This is a genomic window from Tsukamurella paurometabola, from assembly GCF_900631615.1.
Classification (GTDB): Bacteria; Actinomycetota; Actinomycetes; order Mycobacteriales; family Mycobacteriaceae; genus Tsukamurella; species Tsukamurella paurometabola_A.
On record NZ_LR131273.1, the window covers coordinates 2,907,718 to 2,932,952 of the forward strand.

Annotated in this window: 22 protein-coding genes; 11 read left to right on the forward strand and 11 right to left on the reverse strand. The window is 71.2% G+C overall.

Annotated elements, in window-relative coordinates; all coding sequences use genetic code 11:
* Positions 1 to 9 precede the first annotated feature (9 nt).
* The 3 genes from ELY19_RS14550 (at position 10) to abmR (ending at position 2,363) form a co-directional block, all read left to right on the forward strand.
* Complete coding sequence (locus ELY19_RS14550; protein ID WP_126196853.1) at positions 10 to 1,338, forward strand: ammonium transporter; 1,329 nt, start codon at positions 10 to 12, stop codon at positions 1,336 to 1,338.
* A 26-nt stretch (positions 1,339 to 1,364) separates the two neighbouring features.
* Positions 1,365 to 1,748, forward strand: coding sequence for a hypothetical protein (locus ELY19_RS14555; protein ID WP_126196854.1), 384 nt, complete (start codon positions 1,365 to 1,367; stop codon positions 1,746 to 1,748).
* 93 nt (positions 1,749 to 1,841) lie between these two features.
* The gene (gene abmR / locus ELY19_RS14560) at positions 1,842 to 2,363 is read left to right on the forward strand and encodes an ATP-binding transcription factor AbmR (RefSeq protein WP_126196855.1); all 522 of its coding nucleotides are present in this window, start codon (positions 1,842 to 1,844) and stop codon (positions 2,361 to 2,363) included.
* 7 nt (positions 2,364 to 2,370) lie between these two features.
* Here abmR and ELY19_RS14565 read toward each other — a convergent pair whose 3' ends face one another.
* Both ELY19_RS14565 and ELY19_RS14570 read right to left on the reverse strand, forming a co-directional pair.
* Positions 2,371 to 2,772 (reverse strand): MmcQ/YjbR family DNA-binding protein, encoded by a 402-nt coding sequence (locus tag ELY19_RS14565; RefSeq protein WP_126196856.1) that lies wholly within the window; start codon positions 2,770 to 2,772, stop codon positions 2,371 to 2,373.
* Positions 2,773 to 2,823: 51 nt separating this feature from the next.
* Entirely contained in the window at positions 2,824 to 5,163 is a 2,340-nt protein-coding gene (locus tag ELY19_RS14570; protein ID WP_126196857.1) for a hypothetical protein, read from the reverse strand.
* Between the two features lie 305 nt (positions 5,164 to 5,468).
* Between ELY19_RS14570 and ELY19_RS14575 the strand changes: the two genes are divergently transcribed.
* The 4 genes from ELY19_RS14575 (at position 5,469) to ELY19_RS14595 (ending at position 9,790) form a co-directional block, all read left to right on the forward strand.
* Positions 5,469 to 6,308 carry a TIGR03619 family F420-dependent LLM class oxidoreductase gene (locus ELY19_RS14575; RefSeq protein ID WP_126198852.1) on the forward strand — a complete coding sequence of 280 codons (840 nt, stop codon included), beginning with the start codon at positions 5,469 to 5,471 and terminating at the stop codon, positions 6,306 to 6,308.
* A 75-nt stretch (positions 6,309 to 6,383) separates the two neighbouring features.
* Positions 6,384 to 6,869 carry a hypothetical protein gene (locus tag ELY19_RS23520; RefSeq protein ID WP_164711607.1) on the forward strand — a complete coding sequence of 162 codons (486 nt, stop codon included), beginning with the start codon at positions 6,384 to 6,386 and terminating at the stop codon, positions 6,867 to 6,869.
* Positions 6,870 to 6,909: 40 nt separating this feature from the next.
* The gene (ligA, locus tag ELY19_RS14590; protein ID WP_126196860.1) at positions 6,910 to 9,003 is read left to right on the forward strand and encodes an NAD-dependent DNA ligase LigA; all 2,094 of its coding nucleotides are present in this window, start codon (positions 6,910 to 6,912) and stop codon (positions 9,001 to 9,003) included.
* A gap of 10 nt (positions 9,004 to 9,013) precedes the next feature.
* Complete coding sequence (locus tag ELY19_RS14595) at positions 9,014 to 9,790, forward strand: IclR family transcriptional regulator (protein ID WP_126196861.1); 777 nt, start codon at positions 9,014 to 9,016, stop codon at positions 9,788 to 9,790.
* A 6-nt stretch (positions 9,791 to 9,796) separates the two neighbouring features.
* Here the strand turns inward: ELY19_RS14595 and hutC are convergent, their stop codons facing one another.
* The gene (gene hutC, locus ELY19_RS14600) at positions 9,797 to 10,546 is read right to left on the reverse strand and encodes a histidine utilization transcriptional repressor HutC (RefSeq protein WP_126196862.1); all 750 of its coding nucleotides are present in this window, start codon (positions 10,544 to 10,546) and stop codon (positions 9,797 to 9,799) included.
* Between the two features lie 155 nt (positions 10,547 to 10,701).
* On the opposite strand from hutC, the gene hutU reads away from it, so the two are divergent.
* From hutU to hutG, 3 genes are read left to right on the forward strand one after another with little or no spacing between them, the layout of a single operon-like run.
* Positions 10,702 to 12,369 (forward strand): urocanate hydratase, encoded by a 1,668-nt coding sequence (hutU, locus tag ELY19_RS14605; RefSeq protein ID WP_126196863.1) that lies wholly within the window; start codon positions 10,702 to 10,704, stop codon positions 12,367 to 12,369.
* Positions 12,369 to 13,547, forward strand: a complete 1,179-nt coding sequence (gene hutI, locus ELY19_RS14610) for an imidazolonepropionase (protein WP_126196864.1) — start codon at positions 12,369 to 12,371, stop codon at positions 13,545 to 13,547. Before hutU ends, hutI begins: the two co-directional genes overlap by 1 nt.
* The gene (hutG, locus tag ELY19_RS14615) at positions 13,544 to 14,476 is read left to right on the forward strand and encodes a formimidoylglutamase (protein WP_126196865.1); all 933 of its coding nucleotides are present in this window, start codon (positions 13,544 to 13,546) and stop codon (positions 14,474 to 14,476) included. The genes hutI and hutG overlap by 4 nt, the downstream gene beginning before the upstream one ends.
* Positions 14,477 to 14,711: 235 nt before the next feature.
* Here hutG and hutH read toward each other — a convergent pair whose 3' ends face one another.
* The 3 genes from hutH to ELY19_RS14630 all read right to left on the reverse strand — a co-directional run bounded on the left by hutH (position 14,712) and on the right by ELY19_RS14630 (position 18,391).
* On the reverse strand, positions 14,712 to 16,247 hold the full coding sequence (hutH, locus tag ELY19_RS14620) for a histidine ammonia-lyase (protein ID WP_126196866.1): 1,536 nt from the start codon (positions 16,245 to 16,247) through the stop codon (positions 14,712 to 14,714).
* On the reverse strand, positions 16,247 to 17,623 hold the full coding sequence (locus tag ELY19_RS14625) for an amino acid permease (RefSeq protein WP_126196867.1): 1,377 nt from the start codon (positions 17,621 to 17,623) through the stop codon (positions 16,247 to 16,249). Before ELY19_RS14625 ends, hutH begins: the two co-directional genes overlap by 1 nt.
* A gap of 114 nt (positions 17,624 to 17,737) precedes the next feature.
* Positions 17,738 to 18,391 (reverse strand): ACT domain-containing protein, encoded by a 654-nt coding sequence (locus ELY19_RS14630; RefSeq protein ID WP_126196868.1) that lies wholly within the window; start codon positions 18,389 to 18,391, stop codon positions 17,738 to 17,740.
* A gap of 144 nt (positions 18,392 to 18,535) precedes the next feature.
* Between ELY19_RS14630 and ELY19_RS14635 the strand changes: the two genes are divergently transcribed.
* Entirely contained in the window at positions 18,536 to 19,144 is a 609-nt protein-coding gene (locus ELY19_RS14635; RefSeq protein ID WP_126196869.1) for an antibiotic biosynthesis monooxygenase, read from the forward strand.
* Positions 19,145 to 19,174: 30 nt separating this feature from the next.
* On the opposite strand, the gene ELY19_RS14640 is transcribed toward ELY19_RS14635, so the two are convergent.
* The 5 genes from ELY19_RS14640 to ELY19_RS14660 are packed head-to-tail and all read right to left on the reverse strand — an operon-like array spanning position 19,175 to position 25,231.
* Entirely contained in the window at positions 19,175 to 20,407 is a 1,233-nt protein-coding gene (locus tag ELY19_RS14640) for an acyl-CoA dehydrogenase family protein (RefSeq protein WP_126196870.1), read from the reverse strand.
* A gap of 34 nt (positions 20,408 to 20,441) precedes the next feature.
* Positions 20,442 to 22,220 (reverse strand): FAD-dependent oxidoreductase, encoded by a 1,779-nt coding sequence (locus ELY19_RS14645; protein ID WP_227966843.1) that lies wholly within the window; start codon positions 22,218 to 22,220, stop codon positions 20,442 to 20,444.
* Positions 22,217 to 22,906, reverse strand: coding sequence for a transporter (locus tag ELY19_RS14650; RefSeq protein WP_126196871.1), 690 nt, complete (start codon positions 22,904 to 22,906; stop codon positions 22,217 to 22,219). Before ELY19_RS14650 ends, ELY19_RS14645 begins: the two co-directional genes overlap by 4 nt.
* Positions 22,907 to 22,922: 16 nt before the next feature.
* A complete protein-coding gene (locus tag ELY19_RS14655; RefSeq protein ID WP_126196872.1) occupies positions 22,923 to 23,924 on the reverse strand; it encodes an NAD(P)H-dependent flavin oxidoreductase in 1,002 nt (333 codons plus the stop codon).
* Positions 23,924 to 25,231, reverse strand: a complete 1,308-nt coding sequence (locus ELY19_RS14660) for an NAD(P)/FAD-dependent oxidoreductase (protein ID WP_126196873.1) — start codon at positions 25,229 to 25,231, stop codon at positions 23,924 to 23,926. The genes ELY19_RS14655 and ELY19_RS14660 overlap by 1 nt, the downstream gene beginning before the upstream one ends.
* Positions 25,232 to 25,235: the final 4 nt, after the last annotated feature.

The following is a 25,235-nucleotide window of genomic DNA, read 5'->3' on the forward strand; positions in this document are numbered from 1 at the left end:
ACTTCGGCGATGTTCCCGACCACCGGGGCAGTCGATGGTGCAGACACCGCCTGGCTGCTCGCCGCGTTCGCGCTCGTGCTGTTGATGACCCCGGGGCTCGCCCTGTTCTACGGCGGCATGGTCCGCAGCAAGAGCGTGCTCAACATGATGATGATGTGCCTCACCGCCATCCCCGTGGTGTGGCTGCTGTGGGTGGCGTTCGGCTACTCCCTGGCCTTCGGGCCCGATCGCGGCGGCGTGGTGGGCGACCCGACCGCGTTCGCCGGCCTGCGCGGCCTGCTCGGGGCGTTCGGCGCCGACGGGGCCGACGCGGGCGCGGTGCCGCTCGTCGGCCACGTGCCCGCGCTGCTCTTCGTCGCCTTCCAGGCGGGCTTCGCCATGGTCACCGTCGCCCTGATCGCGGGCGCGGTGGCGGACCGCATGCGGTTCGTCTCCTGGCTCGTCTTCGCCGGCCTGTGGGCGACCCTCGTGTACTTCCCGGTCGCGCACTGGGTGTTCTCACTACCCGGCCTCACGGCCGAACACGGCGGCTGGATCGTCCAGCACCTCAAGGCGATCGACTTCGCCGGTGGCACGGCGGTCGAGATCAACTCGGGCGCCTCGGCGCTGGTCATGGCGCTGTTGCTCGGCCGCCGCGCCGGATGGCCGCGCGATCCCATGCGGCCCCACAACCTGCCCTTCGTCATGCTCGGCGCGGGCCTGCTGTGGTTCGGCTGGTTCGGCTTCAACGCCGGATCCACCCTGGCGGCGAACGGGTCCGCCGCGCTCATCGTCGTGAACACGCTCGGCGCCGGCGCCGTGTCGATGGTCTCCTGGCTGATCGTCGAGAAGGTGCGGCACGGCAAGCCCACGTCGTTCGGCGCCGCGTCCGGCGTCGTCGCGGGGCTGGTCGCGATCACCCCGTCGTGCTCGGCGGTCACGCCGATCGGCGCGCTCGCGGTCGGCGCCGCAGCGGGCGCGATCAGTTCGTACGCGATCGAGCTCAAGTACCGCTGGCGGTACGACGACTCGCTCGACGTGGTGGGCGTGCACCTGGTCAGCGGCGTCGTGGGCATGCTGATGATCGGGCTCGTCGGTAGCGCCGCGGCGCCGGCCGGGCGCGACGGCCTGCTGTACGGCGGCGGCGTCGACCAGCTGTGGCGGCAGGCCGTGGCGGTGATCGCGGTCCTGGGCTACGCGATGGCGGTGACGCTCGCGATCGGCCTCCTGCTCAAGGCGACGATCGGGCTGCGGGCCGACCCGCAGCACGAGGCCGACGGTCTCGACGACGGCCTGCACGCCGAGTCCGCCTACGACTTCCACGTCGTGCGCGGCGGGCGGCTCGAACCCGGGCGGTGATGCGGCCGCAAAGGTATCGTGCCGCTATGACCGGATTCCGTCGTTCCTCCTCGCTCGCCGTCGCCCTCATCGCCGCGGGTGCCCTCGCCGGCTGCTCGTCGGATTCGGGCTCGGACGCGTCGCCGGCGACCGCCGCCCCGGTGTCCGCGTCGGTGTCGGCGCCCGCGCAGTCGGCCGCCGCGATTCCCGCCCACGTCCCCGGCACGTACGCGAACGGCGACTGGGTCGTCCGCCTCGCGGCGGACGGTACCTGGGAGGAGGACCTGCAGGGCCGGCCCAACGCGTACGGCGGCACGTACACGGTCGACGGCGGCACCGTCGTGCTGCGCGACCGCGGCGGTTCCAGCGAGACCGCGACCCTGCAGGGCGACGAGCTGCGCCTGCCCTCGATCACACTCACCCGCCGGTAGGGCGCGTCCGCTCTCGGCGATATCCCTCGACAGCCTCCGACGTCCTGAGTAATCATGTAATCATGTAATTAGGACCGATGAAGGAGGTCTCCCATGATGGCAGGACGAGGACCGCGCGCGGCGGTGCCGGACGCCAAGGACGCCGGCGAATGGTTCGCGGGCAGGCTGCCCGACGGCTGGTTCGACGGTCCGCCGACGGTGACCGTCGACCGCGAGGAGATCGTCGTCGTCGGTGCGCTGCCGTCCGGCGACGGGGAGTCGACCGCTCAGCGCGAGGGCCGGGCGGCCCGGTTCCGCGAGGAGACGCGGGAGCAGCGGATGCGGATCGCGGACGAGGCGCAGGAGCGGTATCAGCGCCGGGTCTCGTGGGGTGTCTCGACGGGGTCGGAGACCATCCTCTACACCCACCAGGCGGTGCCGGTGATGACCAGGCTGCGGCAGCCCGAGCGGCTGGTGCTCGACACGCTGGTCGACGCCGGAGTGGCGCGCTCGCGCGCCGACGCGCTGGCCTGGTGCGTGCGGCTGGTCGGCGAGCACACCGAGGACTGGCTCGCGCAGCTGCGACGGGCCATGAAGGACGTCGACGACCTGCGGGAGCAGGGGCCGCGGCTCTGAGGGAACGTCAGTCCTGGTCCAGGGCCGCGATCGCGCGCTTCGGTGCGATCTGCCGGTAGCTCGCGTCCACGAGCTCGCGCACCTCGTCCCAGTCGACGGTGCCGATGGTCAGGTCGAGCCCGAGCCAGCCCGCCGACGCCATGTACGCGGGAAGGTAGAAGCGCTCGTCCTGCTCCAGCGCCACCCGCTCGGCCGGGTCCGCGATGAACAGCACGCTGGTGTCGCGCTGCTCGTGCGGCCGGGTGGCCGTCTTCTTCGTGCCGCCGCCGTACATCGCGAACATCTTGCCGCAGCGGAACGTCGGGCGGCCGTGGGCGATCTTCTCGGTCGCCTCCGGGAAGGCGAGGGCGATGTCGCGGACGCGTGCCAGCACCGGATCGTCGTCGGAGAACATGATCGGATGGGGCATGCCGCCGAGCGTAGCGCTCGGCGGCACGCCCCATCGCGGGGTTCGGGTCGCTTAGGCCGCGTCGGCGGTGACCGTGGTGTCGTCGGCGGCGCTCTCCGTCCCCGCCTCGCCGGCGGTGCCGGTGCCCTCGGCGGCGGGCTTGTCGGATGCGGAGGCCGCCGGCTCGGACGTCGCCCCCGACCCCGACGTGCTCGTGGACTCCGGTCGCTCCTGCGGCGTCGCCGATCCGGTCGACGGTGCCGCGGAGGTGTCGGTCGCGTCCGCCACCGGTTCCGGGGTCGACACCGACGCCGACGACGAGGACGAGGACGGCGACGAGGACGAGGACGGCGCTGCGGACGACGACGGTGCCGCGGACGCGAGCGCCGGGGCGGCGGCCCGCGAGGTCACGAACCCCTCCGACGGGACCGCGGACGTCGTCGGTTCGCCGGCCGCGGCAGGTGCGGTCGTCGCGCTCTCCGGAGCGGCCGGCTTGTCCTTGCCGCCGAGCGCCTGCTGCGCGAGCGGGGCCAGGGTGCCGAGCCGCTGGACGTCCTGCGGGAGCGTGATGCTCTTGCCCCAGCTGTCGAGCGCCGCGAGCGGGGCGAAGGGCCGGATCGGCAGGGTGCCGAGGCCGAACGGATTGGCCAGCTCGATGAGGCCCACGCTCGGCAGCAGGCTCGGCGCGGCGCCGTCGATCTTCGTGATGGTCGGCAGGCCCAGGTAGTTCGGCCGCATCGTGCCGTTGACCTCCGCCGCCGGGAAGAGCGTGAGCCGATAGCCGAGCCAGTCCACGGTGATCGGGGAGCGGAGACCGTAGTCGCTGGTGAGTAGGTACCGCGTGGCGCTCCCGGTCTCCGTGGTCGTCACCTCCTTGGTGAGGCGGACGAAGTCGTTGGTGAGCTTGAGCCGCTTGTCCGCGGAGAACAGCGCATCCATCACCTCCTTGGCGACGGGGTTCTGCAGCAGGGCGGCGAGCTCCTGCGGCGGCACCTTGCTGAGATCGCCACCGGCGAGCGCGGTGAGCACCTGCAGTGCACCGGGCGTGAGCCCGCGGCTGAGCAGGTTGCCGTTGCCGAGGAACAGCGAGGTGGGATCGGTGAGGCCCCAGGAGGTCTGACGGCTCTGGCCGACGGTCGGGGCGCGCAGGTCCTTGTAGTAGTCGAACAGGCCCAGGGTGTTGGAGCATTCCCCGAGCCCGGACGCGGAGGCGGACGTCGAGCCGCCGAGGCAACTGACCTCCTGGAGATCCGGGAGCTTGATGTTCTGCGCGAGGTCCATCGCGCTGGTGATGGTCGCGATGTCCAGGCCCGCCGGCAGCATGCCGAAACGGTCCAGGAGCTCGAGGACCTTCGAGGCCTTGACCTTGTCGAAGTTCAGCGGGGAGCCGAACCAGTCGAGGCCCAGGGAGCTGGTGTTCATGTTCAACGCCAGCGCGAGACCGAGGCCCGCGGAGGCCCGCGCGGTCGCACCGGCACCGTCCGCCCCGGCGAGGGCGAGGGCCAACGTGTTCCTCGTCTCGGCCAGGGAGGTGCCGCCGTTGCGGGAGAGCGCGAACGAGTACCCGGTGCCGCGGATCGTCGACGAGCCGGACGGCCCGGGGGAGAACCCCAGGATCGTCGGCTTCGTGTAGTCGTACGTGCGGCCGGAGAGCTGGCCGGCGATCTTCAGCGCCTCGGTGCGGGTGGCGAGGTTGGCGTCGACCGTCCGGTACTTCCAGCCCGCCCAGCAGATCAGCTTGGCGCCGCTCTCGCAGTAGCGCTCCTCGACCGGCTTGTACGGCAGGGCCGCCGCGGCGGCCACATCGGCCAGCGTCTTGTACTTGCCGATCGCGGTCGGGTCGACGTCCGTGACCCCGAACAGGCCGAGGCCGAACGCCATGGGGCCCGTCGGCTTCACGGCCAGCGCGCTGAGGAGGCCGAACGGAGTCTGCTCCCCGAGGCGAATGGTGGCGACGACGATCCACTTGTCCGGGCCGAGGTTGATCGTGACCTGGTCCGCGACCGAGGCGAGGTCGACGCGGCCGGGCAGTACGAGGGCCGCGCCGGTCCCGGTGGATCCGCCGCAGTCGGTGCCCGCGCCGCTGCCGGCCGAGCCCCCGCCCGCCAGGCCGCCCGTGCGGCACGACGCGACGATCGTGGCGACGGCGGAGTTGTCGAGGAGGGTGAGCAGCTTCTGGACGTCGATGCCGCTCAGATCGGGATTCTCGCCCGCCAGTTTCGTGACGTCGATGCCGTAATCGCGGAGATTGACGCCGCCGATGAGGATGTCGCCCTGCTGGCTCGCGGCTCGGGTGGCCTCCGTGGTGCCGGTGGCCGCGGCGGCCGCCGGCGCGCCGACGGTGCCGGCGAGTGCGGCGGTCGCGGCGACGGCGACGAGTCCGGTGCGCCACCCGGCGCGTCGGCGATTCATCCGATGATTAGCGCCGCCTGCGGCGCGTCGTGCGGCTCGGTTCGGGCGTGGTGCGGACTGATTCTCGATCGACATGCGGGCTTCCTTGTTCTCGAACTACCCAGGTGAGGATGGCGACAACATGTGCCGTCACGAGGGCGACGTTAACTCAAGAAAAGTGACCGGCGTCACGGTTTCGCCCGATTGGCGCAGTAGTGAGCATTCAGGTGGTGAACGCGAATCGATCGGACTTCTGTGCGTCCAGGGCGACACGGGTGCGGCGGACGTGTGAAACATGTTCTAATTCGTGGATGCGGGAAGACGGCGTGCGTACCGGGATCGTCCAGTTCACCTCCGATCGCGGACTGCCGCCGCACCGGCTCGCGCCGCTGATCGAGGCGGCCGGGTTCGCCTCCTACTTCGTGCCCGAGCACGGCCACATCCCCACCCGCCGGGACGCGGCGCACCCGGGTACCGGCACGGCTGAACTGCCCGACGACCGCTACCTCCGGACGCTGGATCCGTGGGCCGCGCTCGCCGCCGCCGCGGCGGTCACCGAACGGATCGAGCTCGCCACGGCCGTGGCGCTGCCGGTCCAGGCCGATCCGATCACCCTCGCCAAGACGATCGCCACCGTCGATCACCTCGCGGGTGGGCGCGTCGCGCTCGGTGTCGGCTTCGGCTGGAACCTCGACGAACTGGCCGATCACGGCGTCCCCGCGGGCCGTCGGCGGACCATGCTCCGCGAGTATCTCGAGGCGATGCGCGCGCTGTGGCGCGACGAGGAGGCCGAGTACGAGGGCGAGTTCGTCTCCTTCGGGCCGAGCTGGGCGTGGCCGAAGCCGCCGGGGGACGTCCCGGTCCTGGTCGGTGCCGGCGCCACCGACAAGAACTTCACCTGGATCGCGAAGAACGCCGACGGCTGGATCACCACGCCGCAGGACCGCGGGATCGCCGACGCCGCCCGCCGGCTCGCCGAGATCTGGCGCGAGCACGGGCGCGACGGTGCGCCGCGCATCGTCGCGCTCGACGGACGCCCCGACCGGGAGCGGCTCGCCCGCTGGGGTGACGCGGGGATCACCGACGTTCTGTACCCGGCGATCGACACCGACGAGGCCGCTGCCGCGGACCACCTGCGGCGCCTCGCCGCCGCGGTCGGCGGGTGACGAGTCGTGTGAAGGATTCGTGAAGATCCCCTAGGGTCGCGCCCCGGACGGTGCGCCGCGTGGAATCGTCCGGCCATGGCCACCAGCGAGAGGGATCGCGCCGTCCGGACGGCGGGCGCGCTGACGGCGGCCGCCGCGTTGCTCTTCGTCGCGGGCTGCGGGGGTGCGGGGGCGGACGCCGCGAGTTCGTCCTCGGCGGCTGCGACGTCGATGCCTGCGCCGTCGTCGGCGGTGTCCGCGTCGTCGACCGCGCCGGTCGCCTCCGCCGAGGGGCGGCCGGGTGCCACGGCCGGCGCGCCGCGGACCACCGCGACCACGCGCACCGCCATTCCCACGCAGGTGCCGACCACGTCCCCGGGCTGCTACGACGCCGACGGCCACGGTCCGGACGGCGCGGATCGGCTGTGCCCGCCGCCGCCCACCGCGGCGCCCTCGGCGAGCTCGAAGCCCGCGCGTCCGAGCCCCGCGCCGGACCCGGCCGGCGGTCGGTGCACCGACGGCAACGGCCACGGACCCGACGGCGCGACCACCCCCTGCCCGGGAGTCACGGCGCGACCGTAGCCGCGATCGCTCGTCGGTGCCTGCGACTAATCTGAGCGGCATGTCGAAGGAGCTGACCGAGGACGACCGCCGGGCGTGGCAGGAACTCGCGGAGGAGGTGCGCGGGCACCAGTTCCGCTACTACGTGCAGGACGCCCCCGTGCTCTCCGACGGGGAGTTCGACGCGCTGCTGCGCCGGCTGCAGGAGATGGAGACGGCCTTCCCGGAGCTCGCGGTGGCCGATTCGCCCACCAAGCTGGTGGGTGGTGGATTCTCCACGGAGTTCACCGCGGTGGACCACCTCGAACGGATGATGTCGCTGGACAACGTCTTCGACGAGGGCGAGCTCCGTGACTGGATCGCACGCGTGCAGAAGGACGTCGGCGGCGAGGTCGTCCTCCTCACCGAGCTCAAGATCGACGGTGTCGCGCTCAACCTGGTGTACGAGAACGGCTCCCTCGTGCGCGGCGCCACCCGGGGCGACGGCCGCACCGGCGAGGACGTCACGCTCAACGCGCGCACCCTGCGCGACGTCCCGCACGTCCTCACGCCGTCGGACGAGTTCCCGGTTCCCCAGGTGCTCGAGGTGCGCGGCGAGGTCTTCTTCCGGCTCGCGGACTTCGAGGAGCTCAACGCCGGCCTCGTCGCGGAGGGCAAGGCCCCCTTCGCGAACCCCCGGAACTCGGCCGCCGGATCGTTGCGCCAGAAGAACCCGCAGGTCACTTCGCGGCGCAAGCTCGGGATGATCTGCCACGGACTGGGCCGGATCCAGGGGGAGTGGTCCCCGTCGTCGCTGCACGACGCCTACCGCGCCCTCGCGGCGTGGGGCCTGCCGGTCTCGGCGCACACGAAGCGGGTCTCCGGTGCCGACGCGGTGGTGGACCGCGTCTTCTACTGGGGCGAGCACCGGCACGACCCGGAGCACGAGATCGACGGCCTGGTGGTGAAGGTCGACGAGATCGCCCTCCAACGCCGACTGGGCGCCACCTCGCGCGCGCCGCGGTGGGCCATCGCGTACAAGTACCCGCCGGAGGAGGTCACCACGAAGCTGCTCGACATCCGGGTCAACGTGGGCCGCACCGGCCGGGTCACCCCGTACGCCTACATGGCACCGGTCACCGTCGCCGGTTCGACGGTCGAGTTCGCCACGCTGCACAACGCCTCCGAGGTCGAGCGCAAGGGCGTGCTCATCGGGGACACCGTGACCATTCGCAAGGCAGGCGACGTGATCCCCGAGGTGCTCGGCCCCGTCGTCGATCTCCGGGACGGCACCGAACGGCCCTTCGTCATGCCCGTCACCTGCCCGGAGTGCGGCGCGACGCTCGCCCCGTCGAAGGAGGGGGACGCCGACATCCGGTGCCCCAACACCGAGACCTGCCCCGCTCAGCTCCGCGAGCGGCTCTTCTACCTGGCCGGGCGCACCTGCTTCGACATCGAGGGGCTGGGCTACGAGGCCGCCTCGGCGCTCACCGCATCGCCCGTGCTGCACAACGAGGGCGACGTCTTCTCCCTCACGGAGGAGGACCTGCTGCAGGTCCCGCTGTTCACCAACGACGGCGGCACCCTGTCGGCGAACGCCCAGCGCCTGCTCACCAATCTCGAGGTGGCCAAGAACAAGCCGCTGTGGCGTGTGCTCGTCGGGCTGTCCATCCGGCACGTCGGCCCGTCGGCCGCGCGGGCACTCGCGCAGGAGTTCGGCAGCCTGGACGCGATCGCCGAGGCCGGCGTGGACCGGCTGGCCGAGGTCGACGGGGTCGGTCGCACCATCGCCGAGGCCGTCATCGACTGGTTCACCGTCGACTGGCACCGCGAGATCGTCGAGAAGTGGCGCGCCGCGGGCGTGCGCCTGGAGGACGAGCGGGACGAGTCGGTGCAGCGCACCCTCGAGGGCCTGTCCGTCGTCGTGACGGGGTCGCTGCAGAACTACTCGCGCGACGAGGCCAAGGAGGCCATCCTGGTGCGCGGCGGTAAGGCCGCGGGCAGTGTCTCCAAGAAGACGGCGTTCGTCGTGATCGGCGACGCGCCCGGCTCGAAGGCCGACAAGGCGGAGCAACTGGGCGTGCCGATCCTCGACGAGGACGGCTTCACCAGGCTGCTGACGGAGGGGCCGGACGCCGTGCGACCGCCGGAGGCGGAGGAGCCTGCGGCGGAATGAGCGCCGGGGCATGAGCGCATCGCCCGCGGTCGGCCGGGCCCTCGACATCCTGCTCCTCCTGGCGGGGAAGCCGGGGCCGGTGTCGGCGGCCGCGCTGGCACGCGAGCTCGACCTGCCGCGATCGTCGGTCTACCACATCCTGGCCGTCCTGCAGGACCGCGGCTTCGTGGTGCACCTGCCCGAGCAGCACGGCTACGGATTGGGGGTCACCGCCTTCGAGATCGGCTCGGCGTACCTGCGGCACGCGCCGCTGGAGCGCCTCGCACAGCCGATCCTGCACCGGTTGGCGATCCAGCTGGGACAGGCCGTGCACCTCGGCGTCCTGCACGGCAACGAGACCCTGTACCTGCTCAAGGAACGCCCGTCGTCGGGGCCGGCGGCCGAGGTCTCGCTCATCACCGACGTGGGCGTGCGGCTGCCGGCGCACCTGACCGCCAACGGCCGCGCGATCCTCGCCGCCCTGCCCGACGCGCAGGTGGCCGCCCTGTACACCCGGTCCTCGGCGCTGGTGAGTCGCACCGGTCGGGGCCCGCGGTCGCTCGCGGAGCTGCGCCGCCTCCTCGCGGAGACCCGGGAGCGGGGCTGGGCCGACGAGGTCGAGGACGTGACGGTCGGGTTGCGCTCGGTGGGTGCCGCGGTCTTCGATCACAGCGGGCATCCGATGGCGGCGCTGTCGACCACCTGGCGCCGTCACGTGGCCCTGCCCGAACCCGGCACCGTCGGGCAGATCCTGCGCGACGGGGCCGCGCGCCTGACGTCGCGGATCTCGGGTCGCCCACCGGAGTAGCCGCGGCTACGCGTCGAAGACGCCCTCGAGCCGGTACCGCGTGCCGGGGTGCAGGAGCCGTGCGACCGAGACGACGCGGTCGCGGGACCAGGTGCGCCGGCGGATCATCAGACCGGCCTCGTGCTCGGCGAGTTGCAGCAGGTGGCGCTGCTCCGCGGTCGGCGTGACGGCCTCGACGACGTGCTCGCCGCGCATGAGCGGAGCGATCTCCATGAGGTAGTCGTGCGGTGTGCGCCGGGTGAAGTCCTGGGCCAGATAGTCGGGGGCCTCCGCCGCCACCACGAGACGGTCCTCGAGCTGGATCGCCCGGTCGTCCTCGTAGTGCACCAGTACCGAATGGAAAACGGCGGCGCCCTCCGGGACGTCCAGGTCCGCCGACGCTCGCGCGTCGGCGGAATCCGCTGTCAGCGTGTGCACCTCGGCGCGGTGCCGGTGCCCGCGCGCGGCCACCTCGTCGGCGATGGAGTGCACCTCGAAGAGCGCGGAGCTGGCTTTCGGCTTCGCGACGAAGGAGCCGACGCCCGCCGTGCGGACCACGAGCCCCTCCGCGGTGAGTTCGCGTAGCGCGCGGTTGACCGTCATGCGGGACAGGCCGAGCGAGGACGCCAGCTGGGTCTCCGCGGGGAGTTGCTGCCCCTCGGTCCAGCGTCCGCTGGCGATCTGCTCGACGACGAGTTCCTTCAGGCGGCGGTAGGCGGGGCCGGGAAGCGGCCGCGCACGGTAGAGCGACGCGACCTCCGTGTCCGCGATCGTCACCGGCGCACCTCCTTCCTGTGCAGAGTACCCGCCGGGGGCAGCCGCAGACGGTGTCTCGGATACGAGATGTGGCGACGGCGTCCCTGGCTACGGCGGGTGGACCGGGTGTGTCATGGATCACGACAGCACTTCCGCTCCCCGAGAGGACCGCTCGAATGACGCACGACTTCTCCGCCGGCGCCCGTCCCGTGCGCGCCCCGCACGGACTCGACATCTCCTGCCGCGGCTGGCAGCAGGAGGGCGCGCTGCGCATGCTCATGAACAACCTCGATCCCGAGGTCGCGGAGCGGCCGGATGATCTCGTGGTCTACGGCGGCACCGGCCGCGCCGCCCGCAGCTGGGCGGCCTTCGACGCCATCGTGAGCACCCTCCGGACGCTGGAGAACGACGAGACCCTGCTCGTGCAGTCCGGCAAGCCCGTCGGCGTCCTCCGCACCCACGAGTGGGCGCCGCGGGTCCTGCTCGCCAACTCGAACCTGGTGGGCGACTGGGCGAACTGGGAGCACTTCCGCAATCTCGAGGCCGAGGGCCTCATGATGTACGGCCAGATGACGGCCGGCTCCTGGATCTACATCGGCAGCCAGGGCATCCTCCAGGGCACCTACGAGACCTTCGGCGCGGTGGCACGCAAGCGATTCGGCGGCACGCTCGCCGGCACGATCACCCTGACCGCCGGGGTGGGCGGCATGGGCGGCGCGCAGCCCCTCGCGGTGACCATGAACGACGGAGTCGCGATCTGCGTCGACGTCGACGAGGCGCGCATCGACCGCCGCATCGCCCACGGGTACCTGGACACCCGGGCGGCCACGCTCGACGACGCCCTCGAGCTCGCGATCGCCAAGCGCGACGCCCGGGAGCCGCTGTCGATCGGACTGGTGGGCAACGCCGCCGAGGTCTTCCCCGCGCTGCTGGACCGCCGGGCCCCGATCGACATCGTCACCGACCAGACCTCAGCGCACGACCCGCTGTCCTACCTGCCCGTCGGCATCGATGTCGAGGACTGGCGGGCGATGGCGGAGAAGGACCCGGCGTACTTCACCGAGGAGGCGCAGAAGTCGATGGCCGCGCACGTGAAGGCCATGGTGGGCTTCCAGGACGCCGGCGCCGAGGTCTTCGACTACGGCAACTCGATCCGCGACGAGGCCCGCAAGGGCGGCTACGACCGCGCCTTCGAGTTCCCCGGCTTCGTGCCCGCGTACATCCGCCCGCTGTTCGAGGAGGGTCTCGGCCCGTTCCGCTGGGCCGCGCTCTCGGGCGATCCCGAGGACATCGCGAAGACCGACAGGGCGATCCTCGAGCTCTTCCCCGAGAACGAGCACCTGCGGCGATGGATCACCATGGCGGGGGAGAAGGTCCACTTCGAGGGCCTGCCGGCCCGCATCTGCTGGCTCGGCTACGGGGATCGACACCGTGCGGGCCTGAGGTTCAACGAGATGGTCGCGAGCGGCGAGATCGGTCCCCTGGCGATCGGGCGCGACCATCTCGACTCGGGATCCGTCGCCTCGCCGTACCGCGAGACCGAGGCGATGGCCGACGGCACCGATGCGGTCGCCGACTGGCCGCTGCTCAACGCGCTGGTCAACACTTCGTCGGGCGCGTCGTGGGTGTCGATCCACCACGGCGGCGGTGTCGGCATGGGCCGCTCGATCCACGCCGGCCAGGTGTGCATCGCCGACGGCTCCGATCTCGCCGCGCAGAAGTTGGAGCGCGTGCTCACCAACGATCCGGCCATGGGCGTCATCCGGCACGCCGACGCGGGCTACGAGTACGCGAACGAGGTCGCCCGCGACCGCGGTGTCCGCATCCCCATGCGGGAGAGCTGATGTCGGCCGACTGGACCCTCATCGACGGTATCGGCTCCCTCGTCACCAACGATCCCGACGTCGGGGAGGGACGACTCGGGCTGATCCGGGACGCCGCGGTCGTCATCGGCGACGGGGTCGTGCAGTGGACCGGTCCGTCCGACCGCGTGCCCGACGGTGCCGCCGGCACGCGCATCGACGTCGACGGGCGTGCGGTGCTCCCCGGATTCGTGGACAGCCACTCGCACACCGTCTTCGGTGGCGACCGGGCGGAGGAGTTCGCGGCCCGGATGACCGGCGCCGCCTACGGCGCGGGCGGCATCCGCACGACGATCGCCGCGACCCGCGCCGCCACGGACGAGGCCCTCTCCGCGAACGCCGCCCGGCTGGCCGCCGAGGCCCGCGCGCAGGGCACGACCACGCTGGAGATCAAGACCGGCTACGGCCAGACGGTGCTCGACGAGTCCCGCAGCCTGGACGTCGCGGCCGGCGTCTCCGACGAGGTGACCCTGCTCGCCGCCCATGTGGCACCGCCGGAATACGCGGGGCGGCAGGACGACTACGTGGCGATGGTCATCGAGGAGATGATCCCGGCGTGCGCGCCGCGAGCGAGGTGGATCGACGTCTTCTGCGAGGAGGGCGCTTTCACCGAGGAGCAGTCCCGCGCGGTACTCGCCGCGGGGATGAGCGCGGGCCTCGTGCCGCGGGTGCACGGCAACCAGCTCTCCTACGGGGCCGGCGTGCGGCTCGCGGTCGAGCTGGGCGCCGCGTCGGTCGATCACGTCACGTACACCACCGATGCCGATGTCGAGGCGCTCGCGGGTTCGTCGACGGTCGCCACGCTGCTGCCGGGCGCGGACTTCAGCACCCGGAACAAGTACCCCGACGCGCGGGCGCTGCTCGACGCGGGCGTGACCGTCGCCCTGGCGGCGGATTGCAACCCGGGCACCAGCTACACCACCAGCCTCCCGTTCTGCATCGCGCTCGCGGTGCGGGAGATGCACATGAGCCCCGACGAGGCCGTATGGGCAGCCACCGCCGGAGGCGCTGCGGCCCTGCGCCGCACCGATGTCGGCGCGTTGCGCCCGGGGATGCGGGCGGACCTGATGGTGCTCGACGCGCCGTCGCACCTGCACCTGGCCTACCGGCCGGGCGTGCCGCTGGTCTCGCAGGTGTTCTCGGCCGGAGTCGAGCGATGACGGACCGGTCACCGTCGGCCTGGACGGGCCGCGACGACGGGCCCGGCCCGGAGCACCTCCGCTGGTACTCGGCGATGGCCTCGGGGCCGGTGCCGGGCGCGACCGCGCTGATCGGCTTCGCGAGCGACGCGGGCGTGGTGCGCAATCTCGGCCGCCCCGGTGCCGCCGCGGGACCGGGCGCGCTCCGCGCCGCCCTCGGAACCCTCGCGCTCACGGCGGACCCCGGCGTCACCGACCTCGGGGACGTGGTCGTGACCGGTGACGACGACCTGGAGGCGGGCCAGGAACGGCTCGGCGCGGCGGTGACGTCGGTGCTCGACGACGGCGGTCTCCCCGTCGTCCTCGGCGGCGGCCACGAGGTCGCCTTCGGCAGCTACCGGGGCATCGCGGACTCGCGCATCGTCGCCGACGGTGCGCGCCTCGGCGTCCTGAACCTGGACGCGCACTTCGACCTGCGCGTCGCGCCGCGGCCCAGCTCGGGGACCCCGTTCCGGCAGATGGCGGAGCGCGAGGCGGCGCTCGGGCGCGGGTTCGACTACGCGGTGGTGGGGATCGCGCAGCCGGGCAACACGCGCGCACTGTTCGACGAGGCCGACCGGCTCGGCGTGCGGTACCTGCTCGACGACGAGTGCGGTGTGCTGTCGATGTCCGCGGTGGAGCGATTCGTCCTGGACTTCGTCGGCGGCGTCGACGCGGTGTACCTGACGATCGACCTCGATGTGCTGCCCGCGGCGGTCGCGCCGGGCGTCTCCGCGCCCGCGGGCCTGGGCGTGCCGCTGGAGGTGATCTCGCGGGTGTGCGACGTCGTCGCCGCGAGCGGAAAGCTCCGGCTGCTCGATGTGGCCGAGCTGAATCCGTCCCTGGACGTCGACGGCCGCACCGCCCGTACCGCCGCCCGCCTCATCCACCGGATCGTCACCCGCCCCTGAGTCGCGCCGGCCCCGCGCCGCCTGCGACCTGCTCCGCGACCGAACGCCGGCTCCCTACAGGGAGCCGGCGTCCCCGGCGTGATGCGGTGTCCCCTCCGCTGCGGCGGAGGGGACACCGGCTACAACCGGGGAGACCATGCCCCACCGGGGAGACTGCCCCACCGGGGAGACGATGCCCCAGGTGGGGCGGGAAACCCCGGGCAGCGGTCCGGCTGCCCAGGGTTTCCTGGCTCGCTCAGCTGAGCTCGCCCGCGACCTTCTCCGCCGCTTCCACCAGCGCGCCGGAGGCGGCCAGCTCGACGACGGCCTCGATCTCGGGCGCCAGGTAGCGGTCGGTGCCGGGGCCTTCGACGCGGCTGCGGATGAGGTCGCGGACGGCGCCGGTGGCGGCTGCGGGCTGCAGCGGCGCGCGCAGGTCGATCGCGCGGGCGGCCGTCAGCGCCTCGATCGCCAGCACGCGGGTCAGGCCGTCGATCGCGCGCCGCAGCTTGCGCGCGGCGGACCAGCCCATCGAGACGTGATCCTCCTGCATCGCGGACGAGGGGATGGAGTCGACCGACGACGGCGCCGCGAGCCGCTTGAGTTCGGAGACGATCGCGGCCTGCGTGTACTGCGCGATCATGTGGCCCGAGTCGACGCCGGGGTCGTCGGCGAGGAACGGGTTCAGGCCGTGGTTGCGGGCCTTGTCCAGGAACCGATCCGTACGCCGTTCACTCATGGACGCCACGTCGGCGGTCACGATGGCGAGGAAGTCGAGGACGTAGGCGACGGGTGCGCCGTGGAAGTTGCCGTTCGACTCGACGCGGCCGTCGGTCGTGATCACGGGGTTGTCCACGGCGCTCGCCAGCTCGTAGCCGGCCACGGTCTCGGCGTGCGCAACGGTGTCGCGGGCGGCGCCCGTGACGATCGGGGCGCAGCGCAGCGAGTACGCGTCCTGCACCACGGTGGTGTCCTCGCGGTGGCTCGCGACGATCGGCGAACCGTCCAGCAGGCGGGTCATGTTCGCGGCCGCGACGGCCTGGCCGGGCTGCGGGCGCAGCGCCTGCAGGTCGGCGGCGAAGACGCGGTTCGTGCCCATGAGGCCCTCGACGCTCATCGCCGCGGTGATATCGGCGAGCGTGAGCAGGCCGCGCAGGTCGTGGCAGGCCATCACGAGCATGCCGAGCATGCCGTCGGTGCCGTTGATGAGGGCGAGGCCCTCCTTCTCCTCCAGGTCGACGGGCGTGATGCCCGCGGCGGCCAGCGCCTCCGCGGCCGGGACGAGTGCGCCGTCGGCCGTGCGCACCGTGCCCTCGCCGATCACCGCGAGGGCGCAGTGCGCCAGCGGAGCGAGGTCGCCGGAGCAGCCGAGGCTGCCGTACTCGTGCACCACCGGGGTGATGCCTGCGGTCAGCAACGCGGCGTACGCGCGTGCGACCTCGGGGCGCACGCCGGTCCGTCCGGTGGCGAGCGTGGACAGGCGCAGCAGCATGAGGCCGCGGATCACCTCCCGCTCCATCTCGGGCCCGGAACCCGCGGCGTGCGAGCGGATCAGGCTGCGCTGCAACTGCTTGCGCAGTTCCGTCGGGATGTGCCGGGTGGCGAGCGCGCCGAAGCCGGTGGACACCCCGTACACCGGGTCGGGGCTGTCCGCGAGTGCGCGGATGTGCGCTCGGGTGGCGGCCATCGCGTCGAGCGACTCCTGCGACAGTTCCACGGCGGCGCCCTCGCGGGCCACCCGCAGGACGTCCTCGGGGCTGACGGGGCCGATACCGACGGTCACGGTGGTCATCAGATCTTCTCCAGTTCGATCTTCGGGGTGCGGGGGAGGAATCGGAACGCGACGGCCAGGAGGACCAGCCAGACGGCCCCGACGTAGAGGGCCACGCGCGTGTCGGCGTGGAACGCGAGCAGGACGATGACGAAGACCAGGAAGGCCATCGTGATCAGCTGGCCGTAGGGCCACAGCGGCACCGGGAACGCCAGGTCGGCCTGCTGCGCGGGCGACATGGCGCGGCGTGCGCGGTACTGGGCGGCCAGGATCATCAGCCACACGAAGATCGTGGCGAAGGTGGCGATCGACGCGATCACCGCGAACACGTTCTCGGGGATCAGCCAGTTCAGCACGACGCCGACCACCAGCGCGGCGGCCATGATGACCACGGTGAGGTACGGGACGCCGTTGCGCGAGACCCTGGTGAGCGCCTGCGGGGCCTGCCCGCGCTGTGCCATGCCGTAGAGCATGCGGCCGGCGCCGAACACGTCGCTGTTGATCGCGGAGAGTGCGGCGGTGATCACCACGACATTGAGGACCGCCGCCGCGGGGCCGACGCCGAGCGCCTCGAAGATCTGCACGAACGGGCTGCGCTCGGTACTGATCTCGTTCCACGGGATGATGGCCATGATCACGGTGAGGGTGAGGACGTAGAACAACAGGATGCGGATCGGGACCGTGTTCACCGCGCGCGGGATGGTCCTCTCGGGATCCTGTGCCTCCCCGGCGGTGATGCCGATGATCTCGCTGCCGCCGAAAGCGAAGACGACGATGGCGAAGCAGCCCAGGAAGCCGCCCACGCCGGTGGCGAAGAAGCCCCCGTTCGACCAGAGGTTGGACACTCCCTGGGAGGTGTCGTGCAGCCCGAAGCCGAAGAACAGGACGGCGATGCCGCCGGCGATCATCGCGATGATCGCCGCGATCTTGACGAGGGTGAACCAGAACTCGAGCTCTCCGAAGGTCTTGACGCCCACCAGGTTCACGGCGGCGATGAAGAAGATGATCGACAGCACCCAGATCCACCGCGGCACGTCGGGGAACCAGAATCCCATGTACACGCCGAACGCGGTCACGTCGGCGAGCGCGACCACGATCATCTCGAAGATGTAGGTCCACCCCGTCATGAAACCCGCGAGCGGCCCCAGGTTCGCCGAGGCGAACTCGCCGAAAGAACCGGCGACGGGATTACGCACGGACAGTTCGCCCAGTGCGCGCAGGACGATGTAGATCGCGGCACCGCCGATCACGTACGCGACGAGGACTGCGGGACCGGCGGACTGGATGGCCGATGCCGAGCCGTAGAACAGCCCCGTGCCGATCGCGGACCCGAGCGCGATGAACCGGATGTGGCGTGCGGACAGGCCGCGGACCAGAGTGGAGCCGAGATCGCTCACGGAGGACTCCTTCACGGACGAGCGGAGGTGTGCGGCGGGTCACACTGCAGTATGTATAGCGCTGTCTATACAAATGCGCAAGACCTGTGCCGGCCGAATCCGGCACCGCGGGACTTAGCGGACCAGCACCGTCGCCACGATGCCCGCGAGGTAGCCCAACCGCGCGACCTCGGAGGGACGGAAGTCCGGGCCGCCGGGGCGGCCGACGAGCACGACCTTGCCGATCGCGCCCAGCGGCGCCGCGGCCAGCTTGGTGTCGAGCTGCTGCCAAGCCTCCGGCACCCAGTCCGCCTCGGCGTCGAGGGCGACGGGGCCGCTGAGCGGGAGGAAGTCGAGGTGTTCGGGCGGCGTCTCCGGCAGGCCCGACGAGCCGAAGACGGGCCACGGAGTGTCCGGGCCGTTGCTCAGCACGGCGCACCATCCGACCCGCAGCACGCGCGGCACCTGGTCGGCCAACATCTGCAGTTGGTCGTGTCCGGCGCCTGCTACGTGGTCGATGAGCTCGAGCTCACGGTGCGTGTCCAGCACGTCGGCGTAGGGGCGGATCGAGTCGACCGTGATCCCGTCGAGCGACTCCGCCGCCGTGATCAGCGTGTCCGGCAGGGATTGCGGCCCGAGGTCCACGACGATGTCGTCCACGGCGAAGCCGTCGCCGCGCTCCACGACGTCGAGCGAGAGGATGTCGGCGCCCACCGAGCCGAGGGCCACGGCGAGGGAACCCAGGCTGCCGGGACGGTCGGTGAGGCGGACGCGCAGGAGGTAGGACACGCCCCCGATTGTGGCACCCGGCTCCGCGTCGCGCTGATTCCGCCCGGTGTCGGGCGGGCGGTCCCCGGCGTCCCGGGCGGGACGTCGGCAAGATCACACCGCCCCGGTTGGTGTCCCGGGCCGTCGGCCCCGACACTGGTACGCATGCCCCACACCGAGACCCGGTCGGAGGCAGGAGCGGCCCACAAGGCCTCGCTGACCTCCGTCGCCCGGCGCATCGCCCCCGGCCGCGAACACGAATTCCTGGCCTGGACCGACGCGGGGATCGCACTGGCCCGTACCTACCGCGGCTTCCTGGGCGGCGGGTGGGTCCGGTCCGCGGACGACCCCGACCTGTACTTCGTGATCTACCGCTTCGCCTCCGACGAGGAGCTCGACGACTGGCAGCGCTCGCGCGTGCGCAAGCACTGGCTGGAGCGGTGCGAGGGCCTCGCCGTCGAGACCGCCACGCACCGGCTGTCCGGGATCGAGGGCTGGTTCTCCCCGCAGCCCGACGGCGCCGGCCCCGTCGCGGCCCCCGTGGCGAAGGTTCCGCCGCGGTGGAAGCAGGCCGTGGCCATCTGGCTCGGTTTCTTCCCGCTGTCGCTGCTGATCAATTTCCTGGTGCTGCCGCACCTGACGTTCCTGCCCGCGCACGGCTGGGGACTGGTGGGCCGCACCCTGATCGCGACGCTGATCAACACCCCGCTCATGGTCTTCCTGGTGCTGCCGTGGGTGACCGCGCGGATCAAGCCGTGGCTGGAGCGCCGCTGACGGCCTGCGCGTCCACTATCGGGGCGAGGCTTATCCGGTGATGGTCTTGCCGAAGATGGTGCGGGCCACCACCCAGTGCAGAACTTCGTTAGTGCCCTCGTAGATCTCGCCGATCTTGCTGTCACGGTAGAGGGCTTCGACGGGGCCCGCGGTGCCGTCGGCGCTCAGTTCGCGGGCGAATCCGAGGCCGCCGAAGGCCTGGACGGCGTCGCGGGCGAGATCGACGGCGAGGCGACTGCCGTAGATCTTCGCCATGGACGCCTCGGGCTCGGGGAAGGTCTCCCCGGCGTCGCGCCGCAGTGCGGCCTTGAGGTAGAGGTTGCGGGCGTTCTCGAGCTCGGTCGCGCGGTCGGCCATGAGGAACTGCCAGTGCTGGTTCGCGGCGATCTTCCGCCCGAACGCTTCGCGGGTGGACAGGTGCTCGACGGCACGGTCGAAGGCCGCCTGGGCCAGGCCGACTCCCACGGCGGCGATGCCGATGCGCCCCATGGTCAGGGTGGCGAGGGCCTGGCGGAGGCCGGCACCTTCCAGGCCGCCGAGGAGGGTGGAGTCGGGTAGATGGACACGGTCGAAGTGGACGTCTGCGGTGAGTTGGCCGCGGTTGCCCATCTTGCGGTCCGGCTCGCCGACGCTGACGCCGTCGAGCGAGGTGTCCACGATGAACATCGACAGTCGCTCACCCGTGCGCGCGAGGGTCACGATGAACCCGGCGACGGGAGAATTGGAGATCCACTGCTTGTGCCCGGTGAGTACCCAGCCGTCGCCGGAGCGTTCGGCGACGGTCGAGACGGCCTCGGGGCTCAGGTCGGAGGAGGCATTGGGTTCAGTGGTCGCGAACGCGCCCACCACCGATCCCGCGGCGAGCGGCCGCAACCATCGGTCGCGCTGTTCGGGGGTGCCGTGGGTCAATGCGTTCCCGGCGAGGATGCAATGCACGTCGAAGACCGCGGCGATGCTGCTCGAGTAGTAGGCGAGTTCCTCGATCGCCACCGCGGTGGCGGTTGCCGGGTACTGCAGTCCTTCGCCGCCGACCTCGGCGGAGAACGGGACGGCGAAGAGCCCCGATGCTGCGAGTGCGTCGAAGACGTCGCGGGGGAATCCATCGATGCGTTCGTCGCCGTTGGCGATTCGGTCGGCCGCGGGGGCGATGATCGTGGAGGCGATCTCGCGGACTCGGCGGCGCACGTCCTGGATCTCCGGTGGTGACAACAGGTCGTGGTAGAGCCGATCGGCGTGACGGACGGGCGTCGTGGTGGATGACATGGGGCTCTTTCGATTCGATAGTGATGAATGGGGTTCAGGTGCGTTGATCGGGGTGGGTGATCGCCGCGATGGTCCGCTGGAGTTCGTCGAGGTGGTTCTCGTAGATTCCTCGTGGCGTTGTGTCGTGAACCAGGCAGACCTTCGCTGCCGCAGCCGTCGCGATCGCGTGCTGTGCGCCGTTGCCCATGAACTTGGTGACCGATCCGGCGACGTGCGTGACACTGATGTGCTTGCCCGCCATCATCAGATTCGCGATGTCGGCGGAGTACAGGCAGCGGAACGGCACCGCGAACGGCTCGTGATCGCGTTCGTCCCACTTCCAGTCCTTGAGCCGGAAGTCGTACTTCTCGTGACCCGGGTAGTGCAGGCAGAAAGCGCCCGAGTTCATGGCAACCGCGTCGGGGAACGATCGATGCTCGCGGATGTCGTTCTCGGTGAGCACGAGATCTCCTCGGTACCTGCGGAACTCGCCCTGTGCCGGGACGTGCGCCACCCAGTCGAGGGCGAGGTTGGCGTGGGTCTCGGGTTCGAAGTTCTTGACGTTGGAGAAGGTGCCGTAGATCGCGCGCAGGAGGTGGTCGCGGATCCGCTCGGCTTCAGTGTACGGATCGAGGTCCTGACCGTACTCCCAGAAGTGGCTGGCGGGGAACAGCATCCGGCGCCGGATCGAGGGATCGGGGTTGCGGGCGGCACCGGCGACGGGGCCCGGTCCGTTGTCGGCTCCGGGCCGCTGAAGCTGGCCACCGAGGTTGGCGTAGTTCTTCGCCACCTCCACGGCCCAGGGAACGTCGGGGAAGGGCGCGGGGTGGTCGCTCTCGTGGGTCCGGAAGAAGACGGTGTTCCCGTGGTGCGTCTCGACGCGCTCCTCGGGGGCGAGCGGTTCGCCGTACTCCGCTCGGCTCTCCTGTCCGAACATCGTCGATGCCCCGGTGAGCAGGCCGAGGATCGCCGTGCCGGTGCAGTCGATGAAGATCGACCCGGTCAGCCGAGTCTCACGGCCGGTCCGTGCGGCACGAGCATCGATCGAGGTGATCCGGTCACCGTCGAGCCCCGCGTCGTACACCTGATGCTCCAGGAACACGGTCACCGTCGGCTGCCCTTCCAGGAGCCTGAGCGCGTGCAGGTCACCGTCATCCGACCGCGCCGCCAGTTCCTTGACCAGCGGACCTGTGACGCCGCGCGGCGTGATGCCGATCTCGACGCTCGCGTTCCCACCCAGCACCGGCCGGTTCTGAACGAGGGCGACCGTGAGACCGAGCCTGGCCGCCGCGAGCGCGGCCGCAGATCCCGTGACCCCGCCTCCGGCGACGACGACGTCGAAGGATCCGCCGTCGACTGGCGACTCGGGCAGGCCGCGCAGGCGACGGCGCCACGCACGCGACTCCGGGCCCGCGCCTTCGGGCGGGACGTCGTCACCGGTGGTGAGGTAGATCGCGTCGCATCGGCCGTCGAAACCCGTCAGGTCGGTCAGGGTGATCTGCACTGATCCGGACTCGAGCTCGACGGTGCCCGCGTCCTGCCAGTGCCAATCGCGTCCGTCCGCGCCGAATTCCACCGGGAGCACCGTGCCGTCGACAGCGACGGTGAACCGCCCGGGATGGTGTTCGGGGACCCAATCCTTGGCTCGGACCCACACCCGGTAGGTGCCGCGCTCCGTGACCTCGACCGTCGTGGTGGCGTCGGTGACCGGGGTGCCCAGGCCGTGTGCGAGCAGGTAAGAACCCCCCATGACCGGTTCGAACTGCGAATCCAGCGTCCAGCCGCCGAAGTCGTCGAATTCGGCCGCCGAGACGAGGATGTGGCTGCCGGTCACGCAGCCGTCCGCGCGGTGGTCACCTGCGCGTCCATCCGCTTGTTGTAGGCGTCGAAGGCGGTGTAGGCGCGGTAGTAGGTGAACATCTGCAGGCCCCAGGCCGCGAGGGCGAGGGTGTAGAAGAGCGGGCGGTCCAGCATGTCATCCTCGGGGATCGGGAAGAAGTCGTACGTGATCGCGATGAAGGAGGCGAAAACTGTCGCGACGCCGGCCCAGATCGCGTGCTTCTGCTCGCCGATCTGCCACAGGCGCAGGCTGAAGTAGGCGAGGAAGCAGCTCGTGAGCAGGTTGGCGGCGAGCAGGAAGGTTTCGGCGGCGAGTTTGAACGAGGACTCCTGGTAGCCGAGGAAGACGAAACCGCCGACTGCGGCGAGAGCGAACGCCCCGATCTCCACGGCGAGCGACGGCTTGTAGCGGTGCGTCACCTGGAGCAGGCCGAGCACCAGGATGAGCGTGATGCCGAAGGACCGCGAGAACGCGTCCAGGAACGCCGCGGCGGTGTACATCGGGCTGTCGTGGCCGGCCTTGATCGCGGCGAACACCATGAAGTTGGTGCACGACGTCGCGACGACGATCCATTCGAGACCGAGCAGGTAGTTGTGGTGTCTCCGGAGGAACTTGATGCCGTACGTGTAGCCGACGGCGATCGCCCAGACGACGGCGATCATGAACAGGATCTCGATCATGGTGGTTCTCCTTGGGTTATCGGGTGGTTAGGGCGGTCCGGGTTGTTACGAGGCCGGGCAACCTGTGGGTGACGATGGATTGCGCCTCGGCGACGATGGTCCGGATCACGGTGGCGCAGTCCGCGACCTCGTCGATGAGCCCCTGGGCCTGGCTCGCCCACCACATGCCGCCCTCGACATCGCCGTTGCCGTACACGTTCGCGCGGGCCCTCGCCCCGTTCGCGAGGTGCGCGACGTCGTCGAACGTCGCGTCGGCGCGACTGCTGATCTCGGCGATGGCATCGGACACCGAGTTCTTGGCCACCCGCGCGGTATTGCGGAACTCGCGGAACACGATCCGCGTATCCAGCTCGCTGTTCCGCACGATCCGCTGCTTGACGTTCGGATGGATCGGCGCCTCGTCGGTCGCCATGAACCGCGTGCCCATGTTGACCGCGTCCGCGCCCAGAGCGAGCGCGGCGACCAGTCCGGCGCCGGTGGCGATGCCGCCGCTCGCGATGAGCGGGATGTCGATCGCCTTGGCGGCCGCCGGAATGAGCACGAGGCCCGGGACGTCGTCGTCGCCGGGATGGCCGGCGCACTCGAATCCGTCGATGCTGACGGCGTCCACGCCGAGCTCGGCGGCCTTGCGGGCGTGCCGCACGCTCACGGCCTTGTGGATCACCTTGACACCAGCCGCATGGAACGACGGTAGGTGCGGGGCGGGATTGCCGCCCGCCGTCTCCACCACGGTGATGCCGTTGTCGATGATGACGTCGCGGTACTCGTCGTAGGGAACCGGATTGATCGTCGGGAGGATGGTGAGGTTGACGCCGAACGGCTTGTCCGTGATCTCACGGCACCGTGCGATCTCCCGGGCCAGGGCCTGCGGAGTGGGCTGGGTGAGCGCGGTCAGGAATCCGAGTGCGCCGGCATCGGCGACGGCGCCGATGAGGTCGGCCGTTCCGACGGCGGTCATACCGCCGCAGACGAGGGGATGCTCGATGCCGAAGGTCTCGGTGAAGCGGGTGGTGAACATCAGCGGGTCCGATCTGTGAGTGCGGAGACTCGATCGAGGGCGCGGTCGGCGAGCCACCCGGCGTACAGCGCGGGACCGCTGACCACGCTGGGCCAGAAGCGTTTACGGCCGTGCCAGATCGCCTCGAGGTCCGCGTGGCGGGGCGCGCCGTCGACATGATCGGCCAGGAGGTGGCCGACGTACTGGGCCTGGGCGAAGCCGTGACCGTTGCAGGCCTGGGCGTACAGGACGTTGTCCGAGGCCTCGCCGGCCGCGGGCATCCACGTTCCGCTCATGGAGATCCACCCGCCCCACACGCGTTGGAATCCGACGTCGCGCAGACCGGGGAACCGCTCGCGGAAGCCGCGGACGAGATCCTCGGCGACAGCCGGCGATGGGGCGCGCTCAGGTAGGGGGTTGTGCCCGGCCTCGACCCGGCGGGTGCCGAAGACGATCGTGCCGCGCGGCGTCACCCGGTGGTTCTCGAGGATCATGTGCAGCGAGACCATGGGCGCACGGCTGGTCCAGCCGATCGCGTCGAGACGTTCCGGTGCGATCGGCTCGGTCTCGAGCAGGCACGTGTACGTGGGGGTCGCGAGGTTCTTCGGGGCGATCGAGAACGCACCGTTGTCGGCATTGGTCATCAGGAGTGCACGCCGTGCGTGGACGGTTCCGCCGGGCGTCTCGACGGTGACGCCGTCCCCGGCGTCCGTGACGTCCCGGGCGGGCGTGTACTCGTACACGCGCACCCCGGCGGCGATGGTCGCCTCCCGGAGCCCGAGAACGAACTCGCCGGGGTTGAGGGTGCCGCCCACCCGTTCGCGCACCCCGCCGAGGAACCCTTCGGGAAGCCCCGCTTCGCGGCCGTCGACGAACTCGGCCGCCGCCCCGTTCTTCTGCAGTACCTTCGCGATCCGACGAGCACGACGCAGCTGCCCGTGGGTCACGGCGGCCATCACGATGCCGGTCTTGACGTGCCCGCAGTCGATGGCGTGCTTCTCGATGGCCTCCTCGGCGAAATGCACGGCGTTCTCCGCGTACCGGTACAGCGCACGCAGGCGGTCCGGCTTGACGAGGAGGCCGAGCATCTCGGGATCGGCGGCGATCGAGTTGGTGATGTAGCCGGCGTTGCGGCCGCTGGCGCCCGCGCCCAGGGTACGGGCTTCGAGGAGCACCACATCGGCGCCCTTCTCCGCCAGGCGGATCGCGGCGGCCATGCCGCCCCCACCACCGCCGATCACGACGACGTCGCAGCGGACGTCACCGGCCAGCTGCGGTTCGGCGGAGGGCGGGGGCGCGGCCCAGCCGGTGTCGTACAGGACCTTCATCGCA

Coding starts and splice junctions, on each gene's coding strand:
- ELY19_RS14550 (WP_126196853.1), top strand. CDS start 10: ATGTTCCCGACCACCGGGGCAGTCGATGGTGCAGACACCGCCTGGCTG.
- ELY19_RS14555 (WP_126196854.1), top strand. CDS start 1,365: ATGACCGGATTCCGTCGTTCCTCCTCGCTCGCCGTCGCCCTCATCGCC.
- abmR (WP_126196855.1), top strand. CDS start 1,842: ATGATGGCAGGACGAGGACCGCGCGCGGCGGTGCCGGACGCCAAGGAC.
- ELY19_RS14565 (WP_126196856.1), bottom strand. CDS start 2,772: ATGCCCCATCCGATCATGTTCTCCGACGACGATCCGGTGCTGGCACGC.
- ELY19_RS14570 (WP_126196857.1), bottom strand. CDS start 5,163: ATGAATCGCCGACGCGCCGGGTGGCGCACCGGACTCGTCGCCGTCGCC.
- ELY19_RS23520 (WP_164711607.1), top strand. CDS start 6,384: ATGGCCACCAGCGAGAGGGATCGCGCCGTCCGGACGGCGGGCGCGCTG.
- ligA (WP_126196860.1), top strand. CDS start 6,910: ATGTCGAAGGAGCTGACCGAGGACGACCGCCGGGCGTGGCAGGAACTC.
- ELY19_RS14595 (WP_126196861.1), top strand. CDS start 9,014: ATGAGCGCATCGCCCGCGGTCGGCCGGGCCCTCGACATCCTGCTCCTC.
- hutU (WP_126196863.1), top strand. CDS start 10,702: ATGACGCACGACTTCTCCGCCGGCGCCCGTCCCGTGCGCGCCCCGCAC.
- hutI (WP_126196864.1), top strand. CDS start 12,369: ATGTCGGCCGACTGGACCCTCATCGACGGTATCGGCTCCCTCGTCACC.
- hutG (WP_126196865.1), top strand. CDS start 13,544: ATGACGGACCGGTCACCGTCGGCCTGGACGGGCCGCGACGACGGGCCC.
- hutH (WP_126196866.1), bottom strand. CDS start 16,247: ATGACCACCGTGACCGTCGGTATCGGCCCCGTCAGCCCCGAGGACGTC.
- ELY19_RS14635 (WP_126196869.1), top strand. CDS start 18,536: ATGCCCCACACCGAGACCCGGTCGGAGGCAGGAGCGGCCCACAAGGCC.
- ELY19_RS14640 (WP_126196870.1), bottom strand. CDS start 20,407: ATGTCATCCACCACGACGCCCGTCCGTCACGCCGATCGGCTCTACCAC.
- ELY19_RS14650 (WP_126196871.1), bottom strand. CDS start 22,906: ATGATCGAGATCCTGTTCATGATCGCCGTCGTCTGGGCGATCGCCGTC.
- ELY19_RS14655 (WP_126196872.1), bottom strand. CDS start 23,924: ATGTTCACCACCCGCTTCACCGAGACCTTCGGCATCGAGCATCCCCTC.
- ELY19_RS14660 (WP_126196873.1), bottom strand. CDS start 25,231: ATGAAGGTCCTGTACGACACCGGCTGGGCCGCGCCCCCGCCCTCCGCC.